Annotated in this window: 8 protein-coding genes; 4 read left to right on the forward strand and 4 right to left on the reverse strand. The window is 69.9% G+C overall.

Features of this window, described 5'->3' with window-relative positions:
• Positions 1 to 10: 10 nt before the first annotated feature.
• A complete protein-coding gene (locus ABIC25_RS06605; protein ID WP_248644767.1) occupies positions 11 to 1,003 on the forward strand; it encodes a 1,4-dihydroxy-2-naphthoyl-CoA synthase in 993 nt (330 codons plus the stop codon).
• 1,087 nt (positions 1,004 to 2,090) lie between these two features.
• Positions 2,091 to 3,353: an HNH endonuclease gene (locus ABIC25_RS06610; RefSeq protein ID WP_354560541.1), complete on the forward strand. Its 1,263-nt coding sequence runs from the start codon at positions 2,091 to 2,093 to the stop codon at positions 3,351 to 3,353.
• Positions 3,354 to 3,516: 163 nt separating this feature from the next.
• Here ABIC25_RS06610 and ABIC25_RS06615 read toward each other — a convergent pair whose 3' ends face one another.
• The 4 genes from ABIC25_RS06615 to ABIC25_RS06630 form a co-directional block, all read right to left on the reverse strand.
• A complete protein-coding gene (locus ABIC25_RS06615) occupies positions 3,517 to 5,277 on the reverse strand; it encodes a DUF4012 domain-containing protein (protein ID WP_354560543.1) in 1,761 nt (586 codons plus the stop codon).
• Entirely contained in the window at positions 5,274 to 5,858 is a 585-nt protein-coding gene (locus ABIC25_RS06620; protein ID WP_354560545.1) for a low molecular weight protein-tyrosine-phosphatase, read from the reverse strand. The genes ABIC25_RS06615 and ABIC25_RS06620 overlap by 4 nt, the downstream gene beginning before the upstream one ends.
• Positions 5,852 to 20,842, reverse strand: coding sequence for a non-ribosomal peptide synthetase (locus ABIC25_RS06625; RefSeq protein WP_354560547.1), 14,991 nt, complete (start codon positions 20,840 to 20,842; stop codon positions 5,852 to 5,854). The genes ABIC25_RS06620 and ABIC25_RS06625 overlap by 7 nt, the downstream gene beginning before the upstream one ends.
• A gap of 641 nt (positions 20,843 to 21,483) precedes the next feature.
• Complete coding sequence (locus tag ABIC25_RS06630) at positions 21,484 to 22,548, reverse strand: LLM class F420-dependent oxidoreductase (RefSeq protein ID WP_004019916.1); 1,065 nt, start codon at positions 22,546 to 22,548, stop codon at positions 21,484 to 21,486.
• Positions 22,549 to 22,691: 143 nt separating this feature from the next.
• Here ABIC25_RS06630 and ABIC25_RS06635 point away from each other — a divergent pair, with 143 nt between their 5' ends.
• Complete coding sequence (locus tag ABIC25_RS06635; protein WP_248644762.1) at positions 22,692 to 23,987, forward strand: inorganic phosphate transporter; 1,296 nt, start codon at positions 22,692 to 22,694, stop codon at positions 23,985 to 23,987.
• A gap of 3 nt (positions 23,988 to 23,990) precedes the next feature.
• Positions 23,991 to 24,272 (forward strand): hypothetical protein, encoded by a 282-nt coding sequence (locus tag ABIC25_RS06640; RefSeq protein WP_004019919.1) that lies wholly within the window; start codon positions 23,991 to 23,993, stop codon positions 24,270 to 24,272.
• The last annotated feature ends 17 nt before the right edge of the window (positions 24,273 to 24,289 follow it).

Consider the following 24,289-nt stretch of genomic DNA (forward strand, 5'->3'; position numbering starts at 1 on the left):
GGCTGATTCCATGACTGCCACGCCAGAAACCACGGGGACGCCAGGCACCCAGGACTCCGCCGACCAGCCCTTCGACCCGGCGTCGTGGGCCGCGGTGCCCGGCTTCGACGACCTGACCGACATCACGTATCACCGCCATGTCGGCGAGGGGCGCGAGCACGGCATCGTGCGCGTCGCGTTCGACCGCCCCGAGGTCCGCAACGCCTTCCGACCGCACACCGTCGACGAGCTTTATCGCGTCCTCGACCATGCGCGCCGGACTCCCGATGTCGGCACCATCCTGCTGACCGGAAACGGCCCGAGCCCCAAGGACGGCGGGTGGGCGTTCTGCAGCGGCGGCGACCAGCGCATCCGCGGACGTTCGGGCTACCAGTACGCCACCTCGCACGACGACGACGTCGCAGCGGCCGGCGCCGACACCGTCGACGCGGCGCGGGTGAAGGCCGAGGGTGGGCGGCTGCACATCCTCGAGGTCCAGCGACTCATCCGCACCATGCCCAAGATCGTCATCGCCGTCGTCAACGGCTGGGCCGCCGGCGGTGGGCACTCCCTGCACGTCGTGTGCGACCTGACCCTCGCGTCCGCCGAACACGCCCGGTTCAAGCAGACCGACGCCGATGTGGGCTCCTTCGACGCCGGGTACGGCAGCGCCTACCTCGCCAAGCAGGTCGGGCAGAAGTTCGCGCGCGAGATCTTCTTCCTCGGGGAGGCCTACGACGCCGAGACCATGCACCGGATGGGTGCGGTCAACCGCGTCGCACCGCACGCCGACCTGGAGACCACCGCCATCGAGTGGGCGCGTCGGATCAACAGCAAATCGCCGACGGCGCAACGCATGCTGAAGTTCGCGTTCAACCTCACCGACGACGGCCTCATGGGCCAGCAGGTGTTCGCGGGCGAGGCAACCCGCCTGGCCTACATGACCGACGAGGCGGTCGAGGGCCGCGACGCCTTCCTCGAGAAGCGCGACCCGCGCTGGGATGATTACCCGTACTACTACTGAGCCACCACTACTGAACTACTACCGAGGCGGGTGCCCGAGCGTCCGCCGGCTGCAGGCCGCGAATTCGCCGCGGAACGCGGCCGGCGGGTACGTCGATAGTTGCGTCGACCGCCTTGACCGGATTCATCGGACATCGGCGGGCAAACCCTCGATTGGACCCCGTCGGCCAGGCATCCGGGGTCGGGTCCGGGTGAAATACGTTGTCTGTCAACGGTTCACCGACACCCACGTGCGCTGGTGCCGGCGCATCCATCGGGTGTTGTGACCGCCCAGATGCTCGACTCACCACGCGACTGTGCTTCGTGTCGCGCGCCTCAAGTCGGTGGGGTCCTGGCGTGGGCGTGGATGCCTTCGGACGTCGCACACGATGCCATCTTGCGCGGATGTGCCCTTGCAACCGTTTTATGACGTCGAGGAGATCGGCGCAGCCGTGACGGCTTGTAGCATCGATCAGCCACGATGCCCTTGGCTACCTCCAGTGCCGCGAACAGCATCGTGGTGCCGTTTCGCTTGCGGTCGCGAGTCGCCTCTGCGGCTCCCCCCCAGTCGCATCGGCAAGATCGGTGGCGTCCGGCTCAGCTTGGACTTGGCTACTCCCCAACTCGGGATCTGCGGAGAACGTGAACGTTTGCCGCCGCCACGGTGGCATCACCGTCACCGACTTGTGCCGCGCGCAACCGTGTGGTCCAGTGCGTCACCGCAACCTGACTGACGGCGGCTCCACAACCGCGACGATACCTCGGCGCAATCAATAGGTTTCGACCGGCGGACACGCACTCGCAATGAAGTCCTTTAACCCTTGCGCGACAGACGGATCACACCTCCCGACATCCTCGGTACCGCCAGCTCCGCACCGCCTCCGACGTGCCCCTTACCAGCCGCCACCGACAGCACGGACCGAGACCGCTCCACCAGAACCGAACCCTTTGCCTGCGAACGAGCCCAGGGGCGTGCGAGCGGCCGCATCTGAAACGGGCGTGACTTCTGTTCACTGTTGTTGCCAGACGCGTCTAGAGTTCCTGAATATGACTCAACAGCAACATATTTCGCGATGATCAGGCTGTGGAAACACCTCGTCATCGAATGAATGTTCCGGTACCTTGGAGTCATGCCAGAGCTCACCACCCTCCTCGACCAGCTCATCGAGACCACCCCGCCCGCCGACGACCCTACTGGCAGAAAGACATTCGACGCTCTCAACACCTTGCGGTTGCTCCGCAACACCATCGATCACCAGATCGTCACGCACGCAGTGCAACTCGATGAACTGGGCGTCGCGCAGAAGGCCGGTGGGACCACCAGGAAGGTGTTGATCGAGATCGGTTACGCACCCGCTGCGGCTCTACGTGCCATGCGAAGCGTCGACGCTCTCCCCACACTGCCCACCCTGGCCCGTCACGCCGCCGACGGACGCCTGTCGAGCGAAGTCACCGACGCCATCATCCGCGGCATGGCACAGATCGACAAGCGCTCGCCGACAGCGCTTTCCGACGAGGAGCGTGCCGGTTACGAGACTGTCCTGCTCGGTCAAGCGCTGTCAGGTGCAACACCGACAGAAGTAGACAAGTACGCCCGAGCCATCGGCAACACCATTGCCGACACCACCGACACCGGTGTGTCAGCCGCCGATGATTCGACGCTGAACACCGTCAACGTCCACACCACCGACGACGGACGGGTCGACATCCGCGCCGACCTCACTCAGGTGGTCGGCGAGAAGTTCCTCTCGATGATCGACGAACGAGCCTGCCCGAGGCCCGAACCCGACGGCGCCGATGATCGACGCTCCGCTGAGCAACGGCGCGCCGATGCGTTCGAGTTGATCCTCGACCAAGCCGCACTCGGCGCCACCCTCGACTCGGTCGGTTCACCACGGACGCAACTGTTGGTGACGATCCCTGCCACCGGCGCTGATCCCGCGTCCCTGCCGTGGACCGGAACGGTCAGTGAGGCCGTCGCCAAACAGGTGTCGTGCGACGGTTCGCTGACGGAGATCGTCCTTGACGGCGAAGGCGTACCGCTGCAGATGGGGCACACCCACCGACTGTACCCGCCGCATTTACGCAAGGCGGTCATCGTGCGCGACCAATGCTGCGTCAAATGCGGTGCACCACCGTCACATACGCAGGTGCACCACATCGCGCACTGGGCCGACGGCGGTCCCACCGACCTCGACAACGGATGCCTGCTCTGCCAACGGTGCCACACCCAAGTCCACCATCACGGCTGGGACGTCGTGATGGGCTTCGACCGCCACCCCTGGCTCGTTCCGCCTGCCACCATCGACCCGCAGCGACGTCCACTACCCGCCTACAACCGCCGCACCATGCGCCTCGACGACGCCGCCTGACCGACCTTCCGACAACAGTTCTCGCGTAGCACCTTTGCACCCGTCCGATGGCCGGGACCGCATCCGTCCCTTGACAACTCCACAGTGACGCCGCTCCCACACGGTACCGGCGTACTCAACCGATCGAACGCCGAGGCGTTGACGACCTCACCCATTTCTTCAGCTAGTCCTCCGGGCCGCACGCGGGGACGTCGACGTTCACGGTGGGGTCGTCGACGAGCGGTTGGATCGGGACCTCGGCGTCGCCGTGCGCGGAGGTGGGCTCGTCGATCGTCAGGACGATGGTGGCGGTCTGCCCCGGGGCGATGCCGACGCGCGTCGAGTAGTACGGGCGGCCGTGCAGGGCCTGCTCCACATAGAACGCCCCGCCCTCGCCGAGGGTCATCTCCTTCAGGACCGCACCCTTGGTCGCGAGGAACTCGACGTTGGCGAGGTTGGTGCCCTTCTTCACCGAGAGTTCGGTGCCGAGGTTTCCGGCGACGTAGTCGGTCCTGTCGGCGGTGTCGAGGGTGTTGGTGAGCTTCACCGTGATCGTCGATTCCCTTGTGTCACCGTCGCATCCGCCGGAGGTATAGCTGATCTCGCGGCGCAGGTAGTAGTCCAGCTTGGTCCCGGACGCGTTGCCGACGGCCACCTGCAGGTAGGGCGAGGAGGTGTCCGAGATCTGGTGCCCCAGCTTGGTCGACTCGAGGATCCGCTGGTTCTCGTCGTCGGTGCTGTAGATCATGATCCGTCGCTCGTGGACGCCACGACCGAGCGCCTCGAGCAGGTTGCGGGTGCTCCCACCGGACGTGACGAGCTTGTTCACGACGGCCTGGGAGATCGACTGCAGGTAGTCCTTGCGGGCCTGGTTGTCGTCGGCGAAGCGCTGGTAGGCCGTCGACAGCGTGATCGGGACGACGTTGTCGGCGGTGATCTTCTCGCGGCCCACCGTCACCGGCCCGACGACCTCGAGCACGTACTTCAGCGCGATCGGGTCCAGCGCGATCGCCCCGTCGAGCTGCCTGCCGGTCTGCGCCCGCCAGTTCGCGAGCCAGATCTGCGCGGCGTCGGGGAAGTGGGCGCTCAGATTGCCGTTCCGGAAGTCGGTGTACGGCCGGTAGTACGAGTAGATCGCGTCGTACTCGGGACCCAGGTCGATCTGCGGGGTGGCCGGATCACGGAACTCCGAGTTGGCGCCGAGCTCCGGGATGGTCACCCGCCCGCCGGTCGCGTTCAGCACCGCGAAACCGCCGACGAGACCGCCGGTTCCGCGTGCCTCCGACGGCGTCTGGAATGCCATGAAGTAGTTCCGGGGACCGTCGGCGCCCAGCATCGCCGGGACGAGTTCGGCGGCGATGCTCGTGGCCTGCACCGTCGAATCGGCGGCATCGACCTGCTCGGCGAGCTGGTCGCGGGCATCGGCAACCACGCCCAGCCAGCTCGGCTCGATCGCCGACACCTGCTCGGCCACCTCGGCCGACTTCTCGGCCACCGACTTGAGTGCGGGTTGGGCGTCACGCAGCAACGCGAGGTTGACGGTGTTGCCGGTACGCAATCGATTCGGGTCGAGGACGGTGGCGAGGTCGGCCGCCGGCACCAGCACGTCGGCCGAGAGCACCGCGACGGCATCGCTCATCTGCTGTACCGACTTCAGCGGCGAACCGACGACCGGCACGGCCGCTGCCGCCGACCACAGGAAGCCCGAGGACCGGTCCTCGGCGTCCCGGGCGCGCGCCGACGCCGCCTCGGCCGCCTGCCGGGCACCGGCCTGATCGCCGTCGAGCATCAGGGTCCGGGCTCGGCTCGCGTCCGTGCGCACCGACTCCAGGTCGTCGCGCACCTGGAACGCCGAATACGCCAGCCAGACCGTGGCCGCCGCGGTGAGGACCAGCAGGACCGCGACGACCTGAACGACGCGGTTGCCCGCGAGACGCCGGATCATCGGACCTCCCCCGCTCCCGGCGCCGGCGCCAAGCCGGCATTCGCCGCCAACCACCCGACCACCGCCTCCACCTTCGGCTCGACCTCGGCGAACACGCGATCGAAGTCCTCACGCGGCCGGCCCATCGGGTCCACGATGTCGAGCTGCTCCGCGTTGGGGTCGAGACGCCCGCGCCCGGCGATGATCTCCGGCAGCGCACCGAGGTCGCAGAGCGCGGCGAACTCGGTCAGCGTGAAGACCCGCTTCCACCGAGCCGGCGCCATCTGCTGCGCTGCGGCGCGGTGTTCGCGACTCATGCACAGCACGAGGTCGAACTCCGCGAGCATCGGCGGCCGCAGATACCGGGACTCGAAACCCGCTGCGTCGTAGCCGTTCTCGACCAGCACGGCCGAGGCGTGCGGGTGGATGGGCTGGCCGTTGAGTGCCCCTACACCGGCACTGGTCGACGTCACGGGGACACCGGCCCGGCCGGCGAGACCGGCCAGCACGCGTTCGCCGATCGGCGAACGGCAGATGTTGCCCGTACACACGAACAGGATCGACATCTGCGGCGTCGCCGCCTGATCGGATACGGTCACCATTCCTCCTCGATTCTGCGGGCCACCCGCGCCATCACGTCCGAATTACCCAACTGCGCATGTGTCGCGTCGGTGTACATCACGTCGACGACGCCCCGCCCGCCGGGATCGACCACCCGTGCCCACTCCTGCGGGTCCGGGTTGTCCTGCGCCGCAACGTAGACGACCTTGTCGACGGCGACCGGGCCCAGGTCGTAGGAACGAGCCGCGCCGGCCAGACTCCGCGTCCGTTCGTCGAAACGGCGCAGTGCCTCGGGGTCATGCCGCTCGGCGAGCTCTCGCAGCGGGTGATCGGCGGCGCGCAGTTCCTCGTCGTCGACCGTTGCGAGTTCGGCGGGCGTCCGGGGGTCGAGCAGCACCAGCAGCGCGACCTCCGCACCGAGTTCGACGAGCCGGCGGGCGATCTCGTGGGCGATGACACCACCGACAGACCAGCCGACGAGCCGGTACGGTCCCTGCGGCTGGGTCGACCGGATGGCCTCGACGTGCAGTGCCGCGATGCCCTCGACCGTCGACGGGAGTTCCCGGCCGGCGAGCACGAGTTCGGGCAGCTGCAGCCCGAACACGGAGGCCGATCGCAGGGAGTCGCCCAGCACCCGGAACGGTTCGACGATGCCTGCTGCTGTGTGCACACACCAGATCTCCGGGCGCCGCTCGGCGGGGCCCGGGGACAGTGGCAACACGCGTCGCGCCGGGAGATCCACTGCCGCGATCCCGTCCAGCAATCGGGCGACCTCGGCCGGCGTGCGGTGGCCGAACAGGTCCGCCGCGTCGAGGACCCGCCCGGTCCGGGTCGCCAGCTCGTCGCGCAACTGCAGCAGGGCGAGCGAGTGCCCGCCGGCGGCGAAGAAGTCGTCATCCATGCCGACGTGTATCCCGGTGGCGCTCCCGTCGGCATGGCGGCCCGCGCCATGCTCGGGTGTCGGCTCGCCGAGGACGGTACGGAAGGCATCCAGAACCGCTGCCTCGGTGTCGGTCCCGGGTTCGCGCACCGACTCCGACCAGACGGGTTCGGGCAGTCGCCGTGTGTCGATCTTGCCCGCACCGCTGAGGGGCAGGTCATCGAGCGCGACGATCCGGCTCGGCACCATGTGCCGCGGCAGCGACGACCGGCACTCGGCCTGGAGTTCGGCGACCGGCACCGACGGTGACACCACGTACGACACGAGGGCGGGCCCCACCGGTCCCCGCCGTAGTACCGTCGCCGACCGGTCGGCACCCGCCCGCACGATCACCGCGTCGATCTCGGCGGGTTCCACCCGCTGCCCGCGGATCTTGACCTGGCGGTCCGCCCGCCCGACGTAGACCAGTTCGCCGGTGTCGCGATCCCACCGCACCAGGTCGCCGGTCCGATAGCGGCGACTGCCGTCGGGGGCGGCGACGAAACTCGCCGCGGTGAGCGCCGGATCGCCGAGATAGCCTCGGGCAACCCCGGTTCCGCCGATGTACAGCTCTCCCACGACGCCCGGCGGGACGTGGCGCAACTGCGCGTCGAGCACCTCGGCGCCGATGCCGGGGCGCGGATGTCCCAGCCGGATCGGGTCGCCGCGACGGTAGGCGGAGGTGGACACCGTCACCGTCGTCTCGGTGGGGCCGTAGATGTTGCGGACCTGTGCGTGCTCGGACCACGTCGCGGCGAGGTCGGCCGACAGCGCCTCACCTCCGATGTACACCAGACGCAGCGCACCGATCGCCGCCGGCCGTAGCGTGCGGACGACCGACGGGGTGGCCGTGAACACGCTGACGCGTGTGTCGTCGAGGAACCTCGTCAGGTCGTCCCCGCCCGCGATCCCGGCGGGGACCACCACGAGCGTTGCACCCGCGGCGAGCGGCAGCAACATGTCGTGGAACGTCGCGTCGAATCCGGGACTGATGGCCATCCCGACCCGGTCCGTCGATTCGACGTCGGCGAGCGCGGCCACCCGGTGGACCCCCCGATGGGTCACCCCGACGACATTCGGGGTCCCGGTGGTGCCCGACGTCGTGATGATGTAGGCCAGCGCATCGCACGACACCGGTGTGACCGGTTCGGACATCACCGGTTCCGTGGGTTGTGCGGGGATGTCGGCGGACGTGATCACACTCGCCCGGGCGCCGGCGACCACGTGGTCGATCCGCGCCGCGGGGTACGTGACGTCGACCGGTACGCACACGCCACCGATCCGGCTCACCGCCCAGATCGCGACCACCGACTCGATCGATCGCGGCACCACCACGGCCACGGCGTCGCCTGCACCGAGACCGCGCCGCCGCAGCGCGCGCGCGGTCACCGACACCCAGGCGTCGAGCTCGCGGTAGGAGAGCGACCGGTTCTCGTCGGCGATGCCGGGCCGGTCGCCGAACGCCGCGACGGCCTCGGTGAGGAGTTCGGCCAGCAGCGGTTCGGCCCCCGTCGGCGACGACGACCGCGCCCGGCCTGCGACGAATCCCCGCTCCGCGCCGGTGAGCGGTTCGACCGCCGCGAGGCGGTGCGACGGCTCCCCGACCACCGCCGTCACCGCGGCCACCAGCCGCTCACCGAGCGCTCGGATCATGGCTTCGTCGAACAGTTCCCGGCCATGGTGGACGCGCAACCGCCAGCCTCCGGCGTCGGGCACCGCCACGATGTGGAGATCGAACTCGCTGCGCGGCACGGTCCAGGCGTCGGCGGAATCGGTGTCGGCATCGGCGCCCGCGGAATCAGGCTCGTTCGCAACCGGATTCGGCCCGCCGGCCGGGTCCGCGAGCGAGAACGCGACCTGCACCAGCGGATGGCGTCCGGGTACGCGCGGCGGATCGATCAGCGCGACGACATCATCGAAGGCGATGGCGGCATGATCGAGCGCCGCGAGGTCTTGGTCGCGGACACGCGTGATCAGGTCGCCGACCGTCATGCCGGGGGCGACCCGGGTACGCAACACGACGGTGGAGATGAGCATGCCCACCGTGCCGGCGGTGCCGGTGTCGCGACGCATGGACGCGGGGGTGGCCAGCGCGATGTCGTCGGACCCTGATTGCACCGCGAGGGCGAGTACCACCGCCGCGTGCAGGATGTGGAACTCGCTTGCCTGCGACCGCCGAGCGGCTGATGACACCGCCTGCCCCACAACCGCTTCGAGTGGGTACTCGATCGTGGCGGTCCGGAGGTCACGAACGGCGGGGCGTCGCTGCGCGAGGTCGAGTTCACCGCTGTACCCCTCGAGGGCACGACGCCAGAAGTCCAGCAGATCTCCCCGGGATCGCTCTTCGTCGGCCACCATCTGCCGGGCGACCACCGGGAAACCGGTCGGCGCCGGGCCGAGGTCGGTGCCGGCGAGAAGCGCGGTGAGTTCGCGCTCCACGATCGCGGCCGACTCGCCGTCCATCGCGATGTGGTGCGCGATCAGCACCGTCGCCACCGGCGTCACCTCGTCGTCGCCGGTGATCAGCCACACCCGGACCGGCGGTTCGCCGCTGAGATCGAAGGCCTCCCCGAGCATCCCGATCCCGTCGCCGGTCGCGAGCCGGGCCGTGCCCACCCGCCGGATGGGCGGCCGCCACGCACCCAGAACCCGCTGCCGAGGTCCGTCCGGTGAGGCGAGGTACCGGGTGCGCAGGGCCGGATGACGGTCGATCAGCGTCTCCACCGCGGTGACGACCGCGGGCTCGCCGACCCCGGTGGGAACGGGTACCACCACGGGCACCGCGTAGATCGGCACGGCACCGAGCATCTGCGCGCCCACCCACATCCGACGCTGCGTCGGGGCGAGCGGCAGATCGCCGTGGTCGGCCTCGCCTTCGGCCGGGCCCACCGTCGGCACGGCGACGGCATCCCGGGCGGGGTCGGCGTCGGCCGGCTCGTCGGGGAGTTCGGTCAGCGCCTGCGCCAGTGCGATCGGGGTGGGGTTCTCGAAGAGCACGCGGGTCGGTACCCGCACACCGAGACGACGGCCGAGCGCGGAGGTCACCCGGGTGGCCGACAGCGAGGTACCGCCCAGCGTGAAGAAGTCGTCGGCCTCCCCCACCGATCCCGGCGGCACCTCGAGCACCTCGGACATCACCTCGGTGATCGCCCGGACGAGTGGAGCCGATGACGCCGGGCGAACGGACGCCACGGGTACCGGCTCACCGACCGACCGTGCTCCCGGCACCTGGTGGGCCGCCACATCGTCGGCGACCGGCGCACCGGCGACGGGGAACGGTTGCCCCGGATCGCCGGCCGCGGCCAGCAGGAATCCGCGGAAGTCGTCGAGCAGAGCACGCGCGACCTCGGTCGGCACGGATGCGGAGTGCACGACGGTGATGTGCAACTCGTCGTCCTGTTCGGCGAGAACGACTTCGAGGTCGTACTTCGCGTCCACCGTGGCCGTGAACTCCGGCACCAGGGTCGCCACCACCGAGTCCGCGCCGGGTCCTCGGTCATTCGACGACGGCCCGGCGAGCACGACCTCGCCCGACGACTGGGGCACGACGTCCTGGTTGACCAGCAACACCGAGATCAGCGGGTCCCCCGCCGCCCGGTCATCAGGGCGAACCATGCGAGCGACGTCCTCGTACGGGACCTCGCTGTGCAGTTGTGCGGCCAGGGCGGCATCCCGTGCCCGCTCGACGGTTTCGCGGATCGTCGACCCCGGGTGCAGATCGGTCCGCAGCGCGACGGTGTTGACGAACATGCCGACCACCGACTCCCATTCCGGCGCATGCCGGCCGTGCACCGGCACACCGATGAGCAGGTCCCGTTCGCCGGTCCACTGTCCGAGCAGCGCGGCGAGCGCGGCATGCGCGACCTGGAAGACGCTCGCCGACAGCGTCTTCGCGGTCTGGTGCAGGGTTTCGGTGCCGACGATGGAGGTCGACAACCGCCCGACGACGCGGCCGGCCGCCGCATTCCGGCCGGTGTCCGGGCCGCCGGGATCGACGCTGCCCGGCAACCGGAGGGGACCCGGCGCATCGGCGAGCGTCGAGGCCCAGTACCGCAGTTCTCGCGCGTATCTGCTGTGTGGATCGGCTGGATCACCGAGCCGCGTGATCTGCCACTGGGTGAAGTCGGCGTAGGTGAACGCCTCGTCGGCCGCCACCGAGAGCCGCTGGCCGTCGTATGCGCGGAGCAGGTCCGCGAGCAACACCCGGGTCGACCATCCGTCGATCGCGATGTGGTGCAACACCGCCGCCAGATGGGTGTGCGGATCGTCGGCCGCGTCGAGCTCGAAAACCGTGGCCCGGAACCCCGACTCGGACTCGAGGTCGAAGGGCAGGCGAAGGAAGCCCTCGATCTCCCGACGAAGGCCCTCGGGACCGGCCGCCGCGTCGACGAGGCGATGCCGCAGCACCGGACTCCGATGCTCGATACGCCGCTGTCGCGGCCCGGACGGCGAATCGGGATAGACCGTCCGGAGAACGGCGTGGGCCGCCACGACCTCGTCGACGGCCTTTCGCAGGCGTGCGAGATCGACGCGTCCGCGGATCCGGAGCACGACCGGAACATGGTATGCCGTCGAGAGCGGCTCGACGTGGTGATGAATCCACATGCGGCGCTGCGGATATGCCAGTGGCAGCACCTCCGGCACCGGGAGTCGTGCGGGCGCTGCGCTCACGGCAACGCCGCCGGCGCCGGCGAGCAGCTCATCGACGCGCCGGGCGACACCCGCCACCGTGCGCGCCTCGAAGATCACGCGGACCCCGATGTCCGCGCCGGTCGCCGCGGCGAGCCTCGACGTCACCTGAGTGGCCGACAGCGAGGTGCCACCCTCGGTGAAGAAGTCGGACCCGGCATCCATGGACGCCACCGGACGTCCGAGGACCTCGGCCCATACCGCCGACACCAGTTCTTCGGTGGCGCCGGCGGGCGGGCGGCCGGCGCGGGCAGCGGGAGCGGTCGCGGCGCCGGCGAAGTCGGGATCGGGCAACGCGGCCACGTCGATCTTCCCGTTCCGCCCGATCGGCAGCGCCGACACCGACACGAATGCGCTCGGGATCATGCTGCGGGGCAACAGGTGTGCCAGTTGTCGGGAGAGGTCCGCGGCCTGTGCGCCGTCCTCGGCCACCACCCACGACACCAGGATCTTCTCCCCCGCCGGGGTGGTCCGCGTCGCGGTCACCGATGTCGCGACGCCGGGCAGCCCCGACAGCGCCGCGTCGACCTCGCCCGGTTCGAGACGCACGCCGCGGATCTTCACCTGATCATCGGTGCGACCGTGGATCACGAAGGTGCCGTCCGGGCGGCGGTGGACGAGGTCGCCGGTCCGGTACATCCGGCCGCCGTCGCCGTGGGGATCGGCGACGAACCCGCGCGCCGTGGCCGACGGGTCGCCGAGATAGCCCCGCGCCAGACAGTTTCCGGCGAGGTAGAGCTCACCGACGGTGTGGTCCGGGACCGGCCGCAGCGCGGAATCCAACACGTACATGCCGACTCCCCGCAGCGGAGAGCCGATGGAGATCGGCCCGCTGGGGTCCGTGGTGAACCGCGCACTGCTCACCGCGACGGTGGCCTCGGTCGGACCGTACTCGTTGCTCAGCGTGTGCCCGACGGTCCAGTCGCGGACCAGCCCCGCGCCGAGCGGCTCACCGCCGACCGCCACGTGCCGGACACCGGGGAGTTCGGGCGAACGCATGGTCGCGAGCACCGACGGTGTGGTCAGCAGGACGCTCACCCGCTCGGCGTCGACGAACCCGGTCAGTTCGTCGGCCGCGATGACGTCGGGCGGGCACATGACGATGGTCGCGCCGGCGACCATAGGCGGCACGACACCCATCAGGTGGGCGTCGAATCCGGTTGCGTACGTGTGCAACACCCTGTCCGGCGGATCGAGCCGAAGGCGGGTCACGGTGTCTCGCGCCCAGCCGGACAGGCCGCGATGGGTCACCTGGACCCCCTTGGGCCGTCCGGTGGTTCCCGACGTGAAGGTGATGTAGGCGACGTCGTCCACCGACAACGGCCGCACCCGCTCGGTGGTGTCGAACGGCGCCGGGCCCGGCGTGCGCGCGCTGGGATCGGGGTCGCGGGCGAGAATCTCGTCGAGCGCGATCGCCCGGACCCCCGCGGGCACGGACTCCGCGGCGAGGGTGAGGACCGCACGCGGCCGGCACCGCTCGACGATCATCTGCTTCCGACCTGCCGGATCCGCGGGATCGACGTTGACGAAGGCCGCTCCCGCGCGCGCCGCCGCGACGGTCGCGATGACGCCGAAGACCGAACGCGGCAGCAGGGCGACCACGACGTCACCCGGACCGATCCCCGAGGCGATGAGCTCGCGGGCGACACGCGTCGCCGACCGGTCGAGGTCGGCGTTGGTCAGTGCGGAACCGGGTCCCGGGCCGAGATGGCGGCGGTCGACGACCGCGATCGCGTCCGGTTCGGCGGCGAGACGTCCGGTCAGCAGCTCGTCGAGCGTCTCGGGGCCCCGGGTTCGGCTCTGCGCGTGGAGGTCCGGGGGCGAGACCGCGGGGGCGAGCAGGGCCGCGACCGGGCGGAGCGGTTCCCGCACGCCGCCTCGGATCGTCTCGATGACGAGGTCGCACAACGCATCCAGCCGCGCCGCGCTCGCCACCGCACCCGTGCACGCCATGGTCAGGTGAAGTGCACCGTCCCGGCGGAACATCGACACATCCACACCGAAGAGCGGAACACCCCACAGCGCAGGGCCGCCGGGCGCCATGCCCGCGCCTCCGCCGTCACCGCCGGCCGCCACGAGCTCGTCCGGGACGGCGCCGAACGAGACCTCGAAGAGCGGGGTCCCGGCCTTCACCCGTTCGGGATCGGCGATCTCGGTGATCTCGGTGAGCGGGAGATCCGCGTGCGCGAACGCGCCGAGATCGACCGCGGTGACCGTCGCCAGGAGGTCGACGAAGCGGAGATCGAGGTCGATCGGGGTGTGCAGCGGCACGGCGCGGGCGAATAGTCCCGGTACGGCGAGCAGTCGCGGATCGAGCCGTCCGGACAGTGCCGTGCCGACCGTGACGACGTCGGTCCCGGCCTGTCTCGCCAGCACCGCCGCGAGTGCGGTGTGCACGACGATGAACGGCGTGCTCCGTCTCGTCACGGCGAGTTCGTCGAGGCTCGCGGTCTCGGATCGGTCGAGGCTTCGGTGCGTACGGTGCACCACTGTCCGGTCCGGGGAGTGCGGGTCTGGGGAGTGCTCCTCGGGGACGGAGGGGTGTTGGTTCCCCGGAGTGAGTTCCGGGAGCCGCAGTGGCTCCACGGCGCGGTCGAACGCCGAGACCCAGTGGGCGACCAGCTCGGCGTGCCGCGCGGCCAGCGTCCGCGATCGCCACGCCGAGTACTCCCGGTAGTCGATCTCGCCGCGTGCGGAGAGTGTGCCGGCCAACGCCGAACCCAGTTCCGCGAACAGGATGGGGAACGACTCGCCGTCGACGGCGATGTGGTGCGCGACGACGAGAAGCCAGCTCTGACCGCCCATCTCGCCGATGCGGACCCGCCACGGCAGCTCGGCAGCCAGGTCGATGGGTGCGTGCAGTGTTCCCAGCGTCGCCGCCACCGACTCGGCGTCGGCGACCGGGATCGTCGCCGCCAGTGCTTCTTCCAGGACTTCCACGACGTACTCGTCGCGGAGGCGGCGTTGCACCGGCCCGTCGGCTCCGACCGGGAACACGGTGCACAGCGCGTCGTGCCGCGTCACGACTTCGACGAGGGCACGGCGGAGCGCGTCGGGGCGGGCGTCGACGGGAAGCGCGAGGGGCATGAGGTAGCCGGTGAAGTCCGGTTCGGTCCGCCACCGGAGCCACAGGTCCATCTGCTCGGGTGTGAGGGTCAGGTCTGCCCCGGCCGCGAGCGGCGCGAGACCGGGGTGGACGCCGTCGACCGGACGTACGGTGTGCGCCGTGGCCTCGATGTGCGCGGCGAGGGCGGCCACCGTCGGGTACTCGAAGACATCGGCGACGGCGACGTGATCGCCCGTTCCGGCGAGCGCGGCCGCGAGCCGCGCCGCCGACAGTGAGGTTCCCCCGGCTGCGAAGAAGTTGGTGTCCGCGTCGAGCACGGCCTCGGTTCCGATCACCGTCCGCATGGCGCCCACGATGGACTGCTCGGTCGCCGTGAGCGCCCGCGGCGACGTCCCCGGAACCTGCGGTAGCAGGCCGGTCAGCCGACGGCGGTCGAGCTTGCCGGTCGACGTCATCGGCCAGCCGTCGACGATCGCGACCCGAACCGGAACCATGTGGCCCGGAAGCCGGTTCGCGCAGGCGGTGCGGAGGTGGTCCTCGTCGAGGGCGTCCAGGACGTCGAAGTCGGCGAGACCGTCCTCGGTGACGAAGGCGAGAAGCCGTTCGTCGCCGGGACGGCTCCCCGGATCGACCAGCACACGCGCGTCACCGACCCCGGGCACGTCGCGGAGCGCGGCCACGATCTCGCCGAGTTCGATACGGTGGCCGCGGATCTGGACCTGGTCGTCGGTGCGGTCGAGATAGACCATCCGACCACCGGCGAGTTCGCGCACGCGATCACCGGTGCGGTACATCCGGCGTCCGGAACCGTTCGGGTCCGCGACGAATCGCGTCGCGGTGACTCCCGGCGCGTTGTGGTAACCGAGGGTGACCTGATCGCCGCTCGCATACAGTTCGCCGACGGCGCCGACCGGGACCGGACGCAGATCCCGGCCCAGGATGGCCGTCGCGACCCCGTCGAGCGGGATTCCGATGTCGCTTCGCTCGTCGTCGACGTCGACCTCGGTGGCCGTCAGGTGCACGGTCGTCTCGGTGATGCCGTACATGTTCACCAGCCCGACCTCGGGATGTGCGACCGCCCAGTTCCGTAACGAACTCGGCGACAACGGTTCTCCGCCGAAGACGACGGTCCGCAGCGTCCGCGGTCCCGGTTGCACACCGGTGGCGGACACCGCCGGGTCGATGAGGTTGCCGAAGGCCGTCGGGGTCTGCGAGCAGACGGTGACCCCGTACCGGTCCAACGCCGCGGACAGCAACCCCGGGTCGAGGACCGTCTCGCGCTGCAGCACGACGACTTGGCCGCCGGAGGCCAACGGGCCCAGGATCTCCCAGACCGAGAAGTCGAAGGCGTAGGAATGGACCCAACTCCACACGTCGCGTTCGGTCGCCTCGATGGTGTCCAGCGCCGCTCCGAGCATCGCCGCCAGGTTCGCCCGGGTCGCCATCACGGCCTTCGGGACGCCGGTGGAACCAGACGTGTGGATCACATACGCCCCGCCCGGAACCGGCTGTGCCCGAACCCCGTCCACAATCGGACGGACCTCGGTTCCGTCCTCGATGAACGCGGCGGGTGCGGTCGCGGCCAGGATCAGCTCCGTGCGGGACGGCGGGTCACCGGGTTCGATCGGCACGTACACCGCGTCGGCCATCAGCACCGCGACGATGGCGACCACGGTGTCCGCGCTGCGCGGCAGGATCAGTGCGACCCGATCACCCGGCCGGACCCCGTTCTCGCGCAGCCTGATCGCGACGGCTTCGGCCCGGTCGCGTAGTTCCCGGTAGGTCAGGGTCGCGTCGCCGGCGACCACCGCGGGCGCGTCCGGCCGGGTGTCTGCCTGACGCCGCAGCGCGGCGATGGGGTCGACGGGCGTGGTCCGGCGGACCCCGCCGCTTCTCGTCCGAGCGGTCGGTACCGGGAGGCATCGGGCGATGACCGACTCCGGGGACGCGACACCGAGCGCGACGACCGTCTCCACGAAACGATCGAGCAGGTGCTCGGCCGCGACGGTGTCGACGCGTCGCCCGGCGACGGTCAGCGCGACCGACAGCCCCTCCGGGTCGTCGAAGACGGTGAGTTCCAGCGCGGTTCGTGCCTGGCCGGTCGGCAGCGTCTCGACATCGGCGAAGACGGCGGCGCCGGGGAGATCCGGCCGGGAGGCGTGGTAGGCGAAGATGACGTCGGCGAGTCCGGTCGGCGCCGCATCGGCGTGGGTGATCGCAGCCGTGAGATCTGCTCCGACGCGGGCGAGGGCCTCGGCGACGCCGCTGTGCCGAACGCCGATGGTACGCACCGGCACCGTCTCGACGAACATGCCGACCGGCCGGAGTTCCTCGGTGGTGAACCGCCCCGACACGGGCACCGACATCACGATGTCGTCGGTGTCCGAGTACTCGGCCATGGTGGCCGAGAGAGACACGCACAGAAGGGTGTTCAGAGTCGTCCCGGCGTTCCGCGCTCGGACGGAGGCCCGATCGCGGGCGTCGCGACCGATCGTCCGACGAAGGGTCGTCGCCGGACCGGAGGTGAGTCCCGCCGGCAGTGCCCGCGCCGGCTCGGGCAACGCGAGGCGCATGGGAGCCTCGCGCATGACCTTCGCCCAGTGGACCTCTGCGGTCGGATCGATCGCGTGCGACCGCGCGTTCAGCGCTGCCCCGAAGCCCACCGCATCCTCGGTCCACACCGGCTCCCCGCCGTCGAGACGGGCGCGCAGTGCATGCGCGAAGTCGTCGACCACGATGTGCAGGGACCACTCGTCGACCGCGATGTGGTGCGCGACGAGCACGAGTTCGGTCTGTGCGCCGGTCTCGTCGACAACTGCACGCCAGGGCATGTCCACGGTCAGGTCGAAGGGCGCCGAGACCGCGAGTTCGACGCCGGTGGCATCGAGTGTGCCGGTGGTGATGGGAACCGGTATCCGCGCGTCGCCGACTCCGCGGACGACCGCCACCGGTTCCCCGCCGGTGTCGGGATAGACCGTCCGCAGCGCCTCGTGCCGGGCCGCGACATCGACGAGCGCGGCACGGACGACGTCGGCCGCGACCCCCTCGGCGAGAACCAGTCGCACCGGGAGGTGGTAGACGGTCGCATGCCTGTCGGCGCGGTTGAGCAGCCAGATCTCCTGCTGCGCACGGGTCGGGCGATAGCGGGTGACCCCCGGGTTTCCCGGCGACTCCCCCGGCCCGGAACGACCTTGCTCCGCCGCCTCCAGTACCGCCGCGAGTTCGGCGAGAGTGGTGACCTCGCCGAGATCACGCATGCTCACGACGACCCGGAGGGAGTCACCGAGGTGCGTTGCGAGCTGCATGAATCCCAGTGACGTGGCACCGAGTTGGACGAGTTCGTCGTCCATCGAGGGATCGGGAACACCGAGAACGTGCGTCACCGCGTCGGCGACGGCGTGTTCGAGCGGCGTCGACGGGCGTCGTTGCGCGGCCCGGGATTCCGGTGCCGCCGCGATCAGCTCGGCGACGTCGGCACGGTCGGCGACACCGACCGCGTCGAGCGGCACCGACTCCAGGATGGCCACCCGGCGCAACCAGAGCACCGTCGGCAGTTCCGCATTGACCCGGCGTCGCACCGAGGCCCGAACATGGTGTGGATCACTGTCTTCGGATTCCCCGGCCGTTCGGCGTCCGGCCGGGGACAGGCACAGAGCGATCCCGACACCGTCGCCGAGCACTGCCGCGCGCGCCACGGCGACACCGGACACCTCGGTGGCGGCACGCTCGAGGAGTGCGAGATCGACCCGGACCCCGTCGATCTCGACGATGTCCCCGGCACGGTGGTCGATGACCACGTCGCCCGTTCCCGGCTCGCGATGGCCACGGTCCCCGGTGGCCACCATCCGTCGGCCGGGCTGCCACGGGCACGCAACCATCATCGTCGCGGTCCGGGCGCCGTCTCCGACAACGTACTGTGGCGCACCGATTCCCGCGATGTAGATGTCACCGGTGATCCCCGGGGGCAGCGGACGCAGCCGGTGGTCGAGGATCGCGACATCGACGCCGCGTCGCGGCCGTCCACTCGGCAACGGTCGGTCGATCGGCCGATCCGGGCGGATGCGGTCCGTGATGGTGTAGGGCCCCAGCACGCCACCCGGGCTGTAGGCGGTCCGTACGTCCCGCCCGAACGCGAACCGCACGGTCGGCGCCGGCATGGTGCCCGAGTCGACGACCAGCACGGTCGTCGCCGCGCCGGCCGAGGTCTCGTCGAGCGGTCCGGCAGGGACGACGGCGTGCGTCGCGAGGTCGGTGTCCGGGTCGACGAGGCGCAGCCCGTGAGCGGCGCACGCGGCCATCTCGAGATGCGACGCCCAGGAGGCCTTCGGCGCCATACACGCGAGTCGTCCGTAGCCCGGGCCGGACGCCGCCGGGGCGAACACCCCGTCGACGATGAGTGTCGCGACGGCATGCTGCGGGATCGCGACGACGTCCGCGGCCCCGAGAGCTCCGACGACTCCGTGGACGACACACGCGGTGTCGTCCGGGCGGGACGCCGCCGATCCCGGCGCCGGCGCGACGTCGGCCAGTCCGGCAAGTGTCCACACCTCACCGGCGGAGACGCCGGCGGGCGGATCGGTGGCGTCGTCCGCGATCACCAGCAGGGCGCCGGGCGCGCCGCTCACGGCGTGCGGAATCGATTGCGGCGCTGCGGGATCGACCAGGAGCGCGGCGGCTCCCGACGCGGCGACGGCCCACCAGGCGAGCAACCGGTCCGCATCCGACGCCACCGCGATGGCGACCGTGACACCGGGCCGCGCCCCGACCGTGCGCAGTTGCGCCCCGAGTCGGCCCGCACGGGCGTGCAGCTGCTCGAAGGTGAGCAGCGCGGGTACGGACGTCCTGGGGTACTCCACCGCGGGCTCGTGCCGCCGCCGGGCTGCGGCGTCGGTCAGGGCCTCCCAGAGGCTGCCCGGCTGCCTCGCGCCGGTGTCGGTCTCGGTGCCGGCGTCGGTGTCGATCTCGGGGAATCGCAACGGCAGGTCGTCCACCCGGGTGTCCGGCTCGCGGAGGAACGCATCGGCGAACGTGTCGAGCATCGACAGGAACTGACCGTGGTGTGCGGCCACCTCGGCATCGTCGTACCGGTTGGGATTCGCCTCGACGCCGATCATCAGCGAGGAATCCTGGTCCTCGCCGGGTACGGGGTAGATGTTGATCGTCAGATCGTCGGCCGGGCCCACGGTGAGGATGTGGAACGTGGCGCGCGCGTCGCCGCAGGGGAATTCCCGGTCGAACAGCATCAGGTTGAGCATCGGACCCGAACGTTCCTGGGCCGCCGTCCGCGGCGTCGCCCCCGAGGACTCGTCTCCGGCGACGTCGGCCCAGATGTCCTCCCCGCGATACCGCTGGTGGCGCAGCGCACCCATGAGCGCGGTCTGGGTGGTCCGGAGGGCGTCGGCGACGGTGCCCGCACCGGTGACCCCGGTGCGCAGCGGCACGATGTTGGCCACCGGCAGCGGGGTGGCCCGCAGCGCCGCGGTCGTCCGTGCGGCGACCGGGAACTGGAAGATGACCTCGTCGCCCTGCGCGGCCGCCCGGCCGAGGTAGGCGGCGAAGGCGGCGACCAGCACGTTGGGCAGCATCGTCGAACCGCGGTGCGCGGCCTCGTGCAGCCTCGCCATGGTGGCCGGGGGCACCGCCGACGCGACTCGACGGGCCACCGCCGCGGGACGCCCCGGACGATGCGCCAGGGTCGCCGCGATGCCGACGCCCGCCATGTTGTCCCGCCAGTACGCGCGGTCGGTGCCGAACCGTTTCGACGCGCGGTACTCGGCGTCGGCCCGGGCGGGGAGGTCCAGGTCGACCGGTTTCTGCGCCGGAGCGGGCTCCCCGGTCGCCGCGGCGTGATAGGCGGCGAGGGCCTCGACCATCCGGTCCTTGCCACCCATCCCGTCCGAGAGCAGGTGATGGCCCCGGTTGTAGACCAGGGATTTGGTGTCGGACAGCCGGAACAGGCAACCGCGTGCCGTCCGGTCGACGCGTGGATCGAGCGGACGCGAATAGTCCTGCGCCATCATCTCCTCGGCGACGGCGCGGGGGTCGGGCCGGTCACGGAGATCGATGATGTCGGCCCAGTAGTGCAGGCCGGGGTCGTAGACGCCGACGAGCCCGTCCTCGGTGTCGACGAACCGGAGCTGGGTGAACTGCGCGTGTTGCACCACCGCGCTCGTCGCGGCGACGAAGAGTTCGGCGTCGATGGGCCCGTCGATCTCGACATACTGGGCGACGTTGATCGGCACATCGAGCGCTGCCTGCTGGGTGAACCACAGCGAACGCTGGGCCGCGCTGAGCGCGAACTGTCGTGGGCCGTCCGGCACCACGATCTCCGGGTTGGACGAGTCGCTCATTCGACGTCCCGGCGTTCACGACGACGGCCGGGCAGACCCGGGCTCACGGGCCGGGCCGACCGTCTGATCCCCCCGGTCCCGGAACTGTCATGAACAGCACTGTCAATCGATCCACTCGAGCAGAAACGCGCACACCGCCACACCCCGGCGTGCACGAAAATGACATGCGCCGGCCACGAGATCGAAACACGGGCGTCGTCGAATTCAACGCCTTGCCTCACCACTCACCATGTGCCGTCCTCTTGTCACACCGCTCGCGGTGTCGCGTCATGAATTGTCGACATCAACGCTCACCGGGACGAACGGTCATTTCCCGACACTGCCATCACATCGGCCACCCTCGGCCGAAACCGATGCGCGCCGAGCGGATGACAAGAGCCTATGGGACGGGTTGGCGGCTCACAACTCGGGGGCGAGCACTGGTACGGACGCCATTCGAGGAAACGGAAATCCATTTCCCGCAACCTGCGACGAATCTCGAGAAACGCTTTGAATAGCCTGCGGAATTCACGTTCTCGGACCACCGTCGAAGGGTAATGAAATGTCTCGGAATTGCACACACGACGAATGACGGTGACAAACGAAAAACGGCGGCCTGTACAGGACAGGCCGCCGTGATCGGTGAAACTCGTCGAGGGAGATCAGCCGCCGAAGACGTCGCGCAGGTGCTCGACCTCGGCGACCCGCTCGGCGTGGGTCGGTGCGGTGGGCGAGGCGAGGATGCAGGTGACGCCGGCCTCACGGAACGCCGCGACCCGCTCGGCGACCTGTGTCTTGGACCCGATCAGCGACATGGACGTGACGAGGTCCTCGGGAACGGCGGCGGCGGCCTCCATCTTCTTGCCGTCGAGGTAGAGATCCTGGATCAACTTCGCCTCGTCGGCGTAGCCGTACCGGATGGCCAGCTGGTTGTAGAAGTTCTTGCCGCGCGCGCCCATCCCGCCGATGTACAGGGCGGCGTGATGGCGCACGAGCTGCTTGGCGTTGTCGATCTGTTCGGCGTCCTCGGAGATGCGTGCGGTCGCCTGGACGACAATGCCGAGATCGCCCAGCGACGCGTCCCGCTTGGCCTTACCCGCCGCGAGCGATTCGCCGAAGGCCGCATCGATCTGCTCCGGGTGGAACAGGATCGGCTGCAGCTCGTCGAACATCTCGGCGGCCAGCTCGATGTTCTTCGGGCCGATGGCGGCGAGGAGCAGCGGGATGTTGTCGCGCACCGGATGATTGATGATCTTCAGTGACTTGCCGAGACCCGAGCCGCCGTGCTCTTCGTCGAGCGGCAGTGTGTAGTGCTTGCCCTGGTAGTCCAGCTTCTCGCGACGCCAGACCATTCGGCAGATCTCGGCGTGCTCGCGGGCGCGACCGAGCGGGTAGTCGTACTTGACCCCGTGGAACCCCTCGATGACCTGGGGGCCCGATGCGCCGATGCCGAGCACCGCGCGGCCGCCGCTGATGTAGTCCAGGCCCGCCGCGGTCATCGCCAGGTTGGTGGGCGTCCGCGAGTACATGGGCAGGATCGCGGTCTGCAGTTCCATCGTCTCGGTCTTGGCCGCGATGTACCCGAGCTGGGAGACGGCGTCGAAACTGTAGGCCTCCGGAACCGCGATGCGCTGCACACCCGCGGCCTCGAAGTCCGCGAGGTTGTTGATGGTCTCGCGGAAGTCGCCCGCGTAGTTGATCGGCATGCCCAGCTTCATCGGTGTCATGCCGTCGGATTCTTCCACAGCGACGACCGGTTTCCGAGGGTCTGTTGAACGTTCGATAGGCCCGCCCGCGGTCCCGGTCTCGTTCACCGGAAGTGTGCCGGGTTTTTAGGTGAACGAGGGCGTCAGGACTCACAATCGTCACCATGAGCGGCGAGATGCTGATCCTGGTGCTGTTGGTGATCACAGCCCTCGGCTTCGACTTCACCAACGGCTTCCACGACACCGGCAACGCGATGGCGACCTCGATCGCCACCGGCGCCCTCAAGCCCAAGGTCGCCGTCGGGCTGTCGGCCGTACTCAACCTGGTCGGCGCCTTCCTGTCCGTGGAGGTCGCGGCGACGATCACCAAGGACGTGCTGAAGATCCAGCAGACCTCCGGATCGGAGGCAGGCGAACTGGTGCCCGGGCTGTCGGCGCCCACGGCGTTGCTGATCATCTTCGCCGGACTCATCGGCGGCATCCTGTGGAACCTCGTCACGTGGCTGTTCGGCCTGCCGTCGAGTTCGTCCCATGCCCTGTTCGGCGGGCTGATCGGCTCGGGCCTGGCGGCGATCGGGGTGAGCGGCATCAACTGGTCCGGGATCACCTCCAAGATCCTCATCCCGGCACTCTTCGCGCCCGTGATCGCATGCCTCGTCGCGGCCTGCGGGACCTGGTTTGTCTTCGCCATCACCCGCCGGATCGTTGATCGGGAGAAAGAGACCGGCTTCCGCTACGGACAGGTCGCCACCGCGTCGCTCGTCTCCCTCGCGCACGGCACCGGCGACGCCCAGAAGACGATGGGTGTGATCGCGATGGCGCTCATCGCGACCGGGCACCTCGACGCGTCCAGCGTGAGCCACGGACTCCCCGTCTGGGTGGTCTTCAGCTGTGCGGCGGCCATCGCGATCGGCACCTATCTGGGCGGTTGGCGGATCATCCGCACCCTGGGCAAGGGGCTCGTGGAGATCACCTCGCCGCAGGGCATGGCCGCCGAGGCGTCGTCGGCCGCAATCATCCTCACCTCGAGTGCGGCGGGTATGGCGCTCTCGACCACCCAGGTCGCCACCGGCTCGATCCTCGGCTCGGGGGTGGGCCGCAAGGGCGCCCAGGTCCGCTGGTCGGTGGCCGGCCGGATGGCCGTCGCCTGGGTGACGACGCTGCCCGCCGCCGGCGCGGTCGGTGCCGCGTGCTACTTCATCGCGCACCTGTTCGGGGACGTCACCGGCGCGCTCATCATCTTCGCGATCCTGGTCGTCGCATCGGGCTACATGTACTGGCGCGCGCAGGAGAACAAGGTCGACCACGAGAACGTCAACGACGCCTGGGAGGGGGAGGCCCGCGTCGGAGAGGAATGGGAGGAAGCGGTCGCGGCCGAGGAGGGCGACACCGGACTCCCGTTGCCGCCGGTCATCCCGGCCGAGATCATCGTCCAGCACGACCCGGAGAGGAGCACCTGAGAAATGGAGACCGTCGAGGCCATCGGTAAGGTCCTTCTCGTCGGACTGGTGCTGGGAGCCGGTCTTCCCGCCCTGTTCGCCGTCGGACTGCGCCTGCAGACGCTGAGCAACGGGTCCGTCGAGGCCGACGGCACCACCTCCGGCCCGCATCCTGCGCTGAAGCCCCTGGCGTATGTGATCTTCGGCGTCGTCATCCTGGTGATCGTCGTCGGAATCCTCTGGATCACCCGGCAGACGATCTTCTACTACACCGGCGTGAAGATCTTCCCGTTCGGCTACAAGTGACCGTCCCCGCTTCTGAT

Origin of the sequence: Gordonia sp. PvP123 (assembly GCF_040547295.1) — a bacterium.
GTDB classification, from domain to species: domain Bacteria; phylum Actinomycetota; class Actinomycetes; order Mycobacteriales; family Mycobacteriaceae; genus Gordonia; species Gordonia terrae.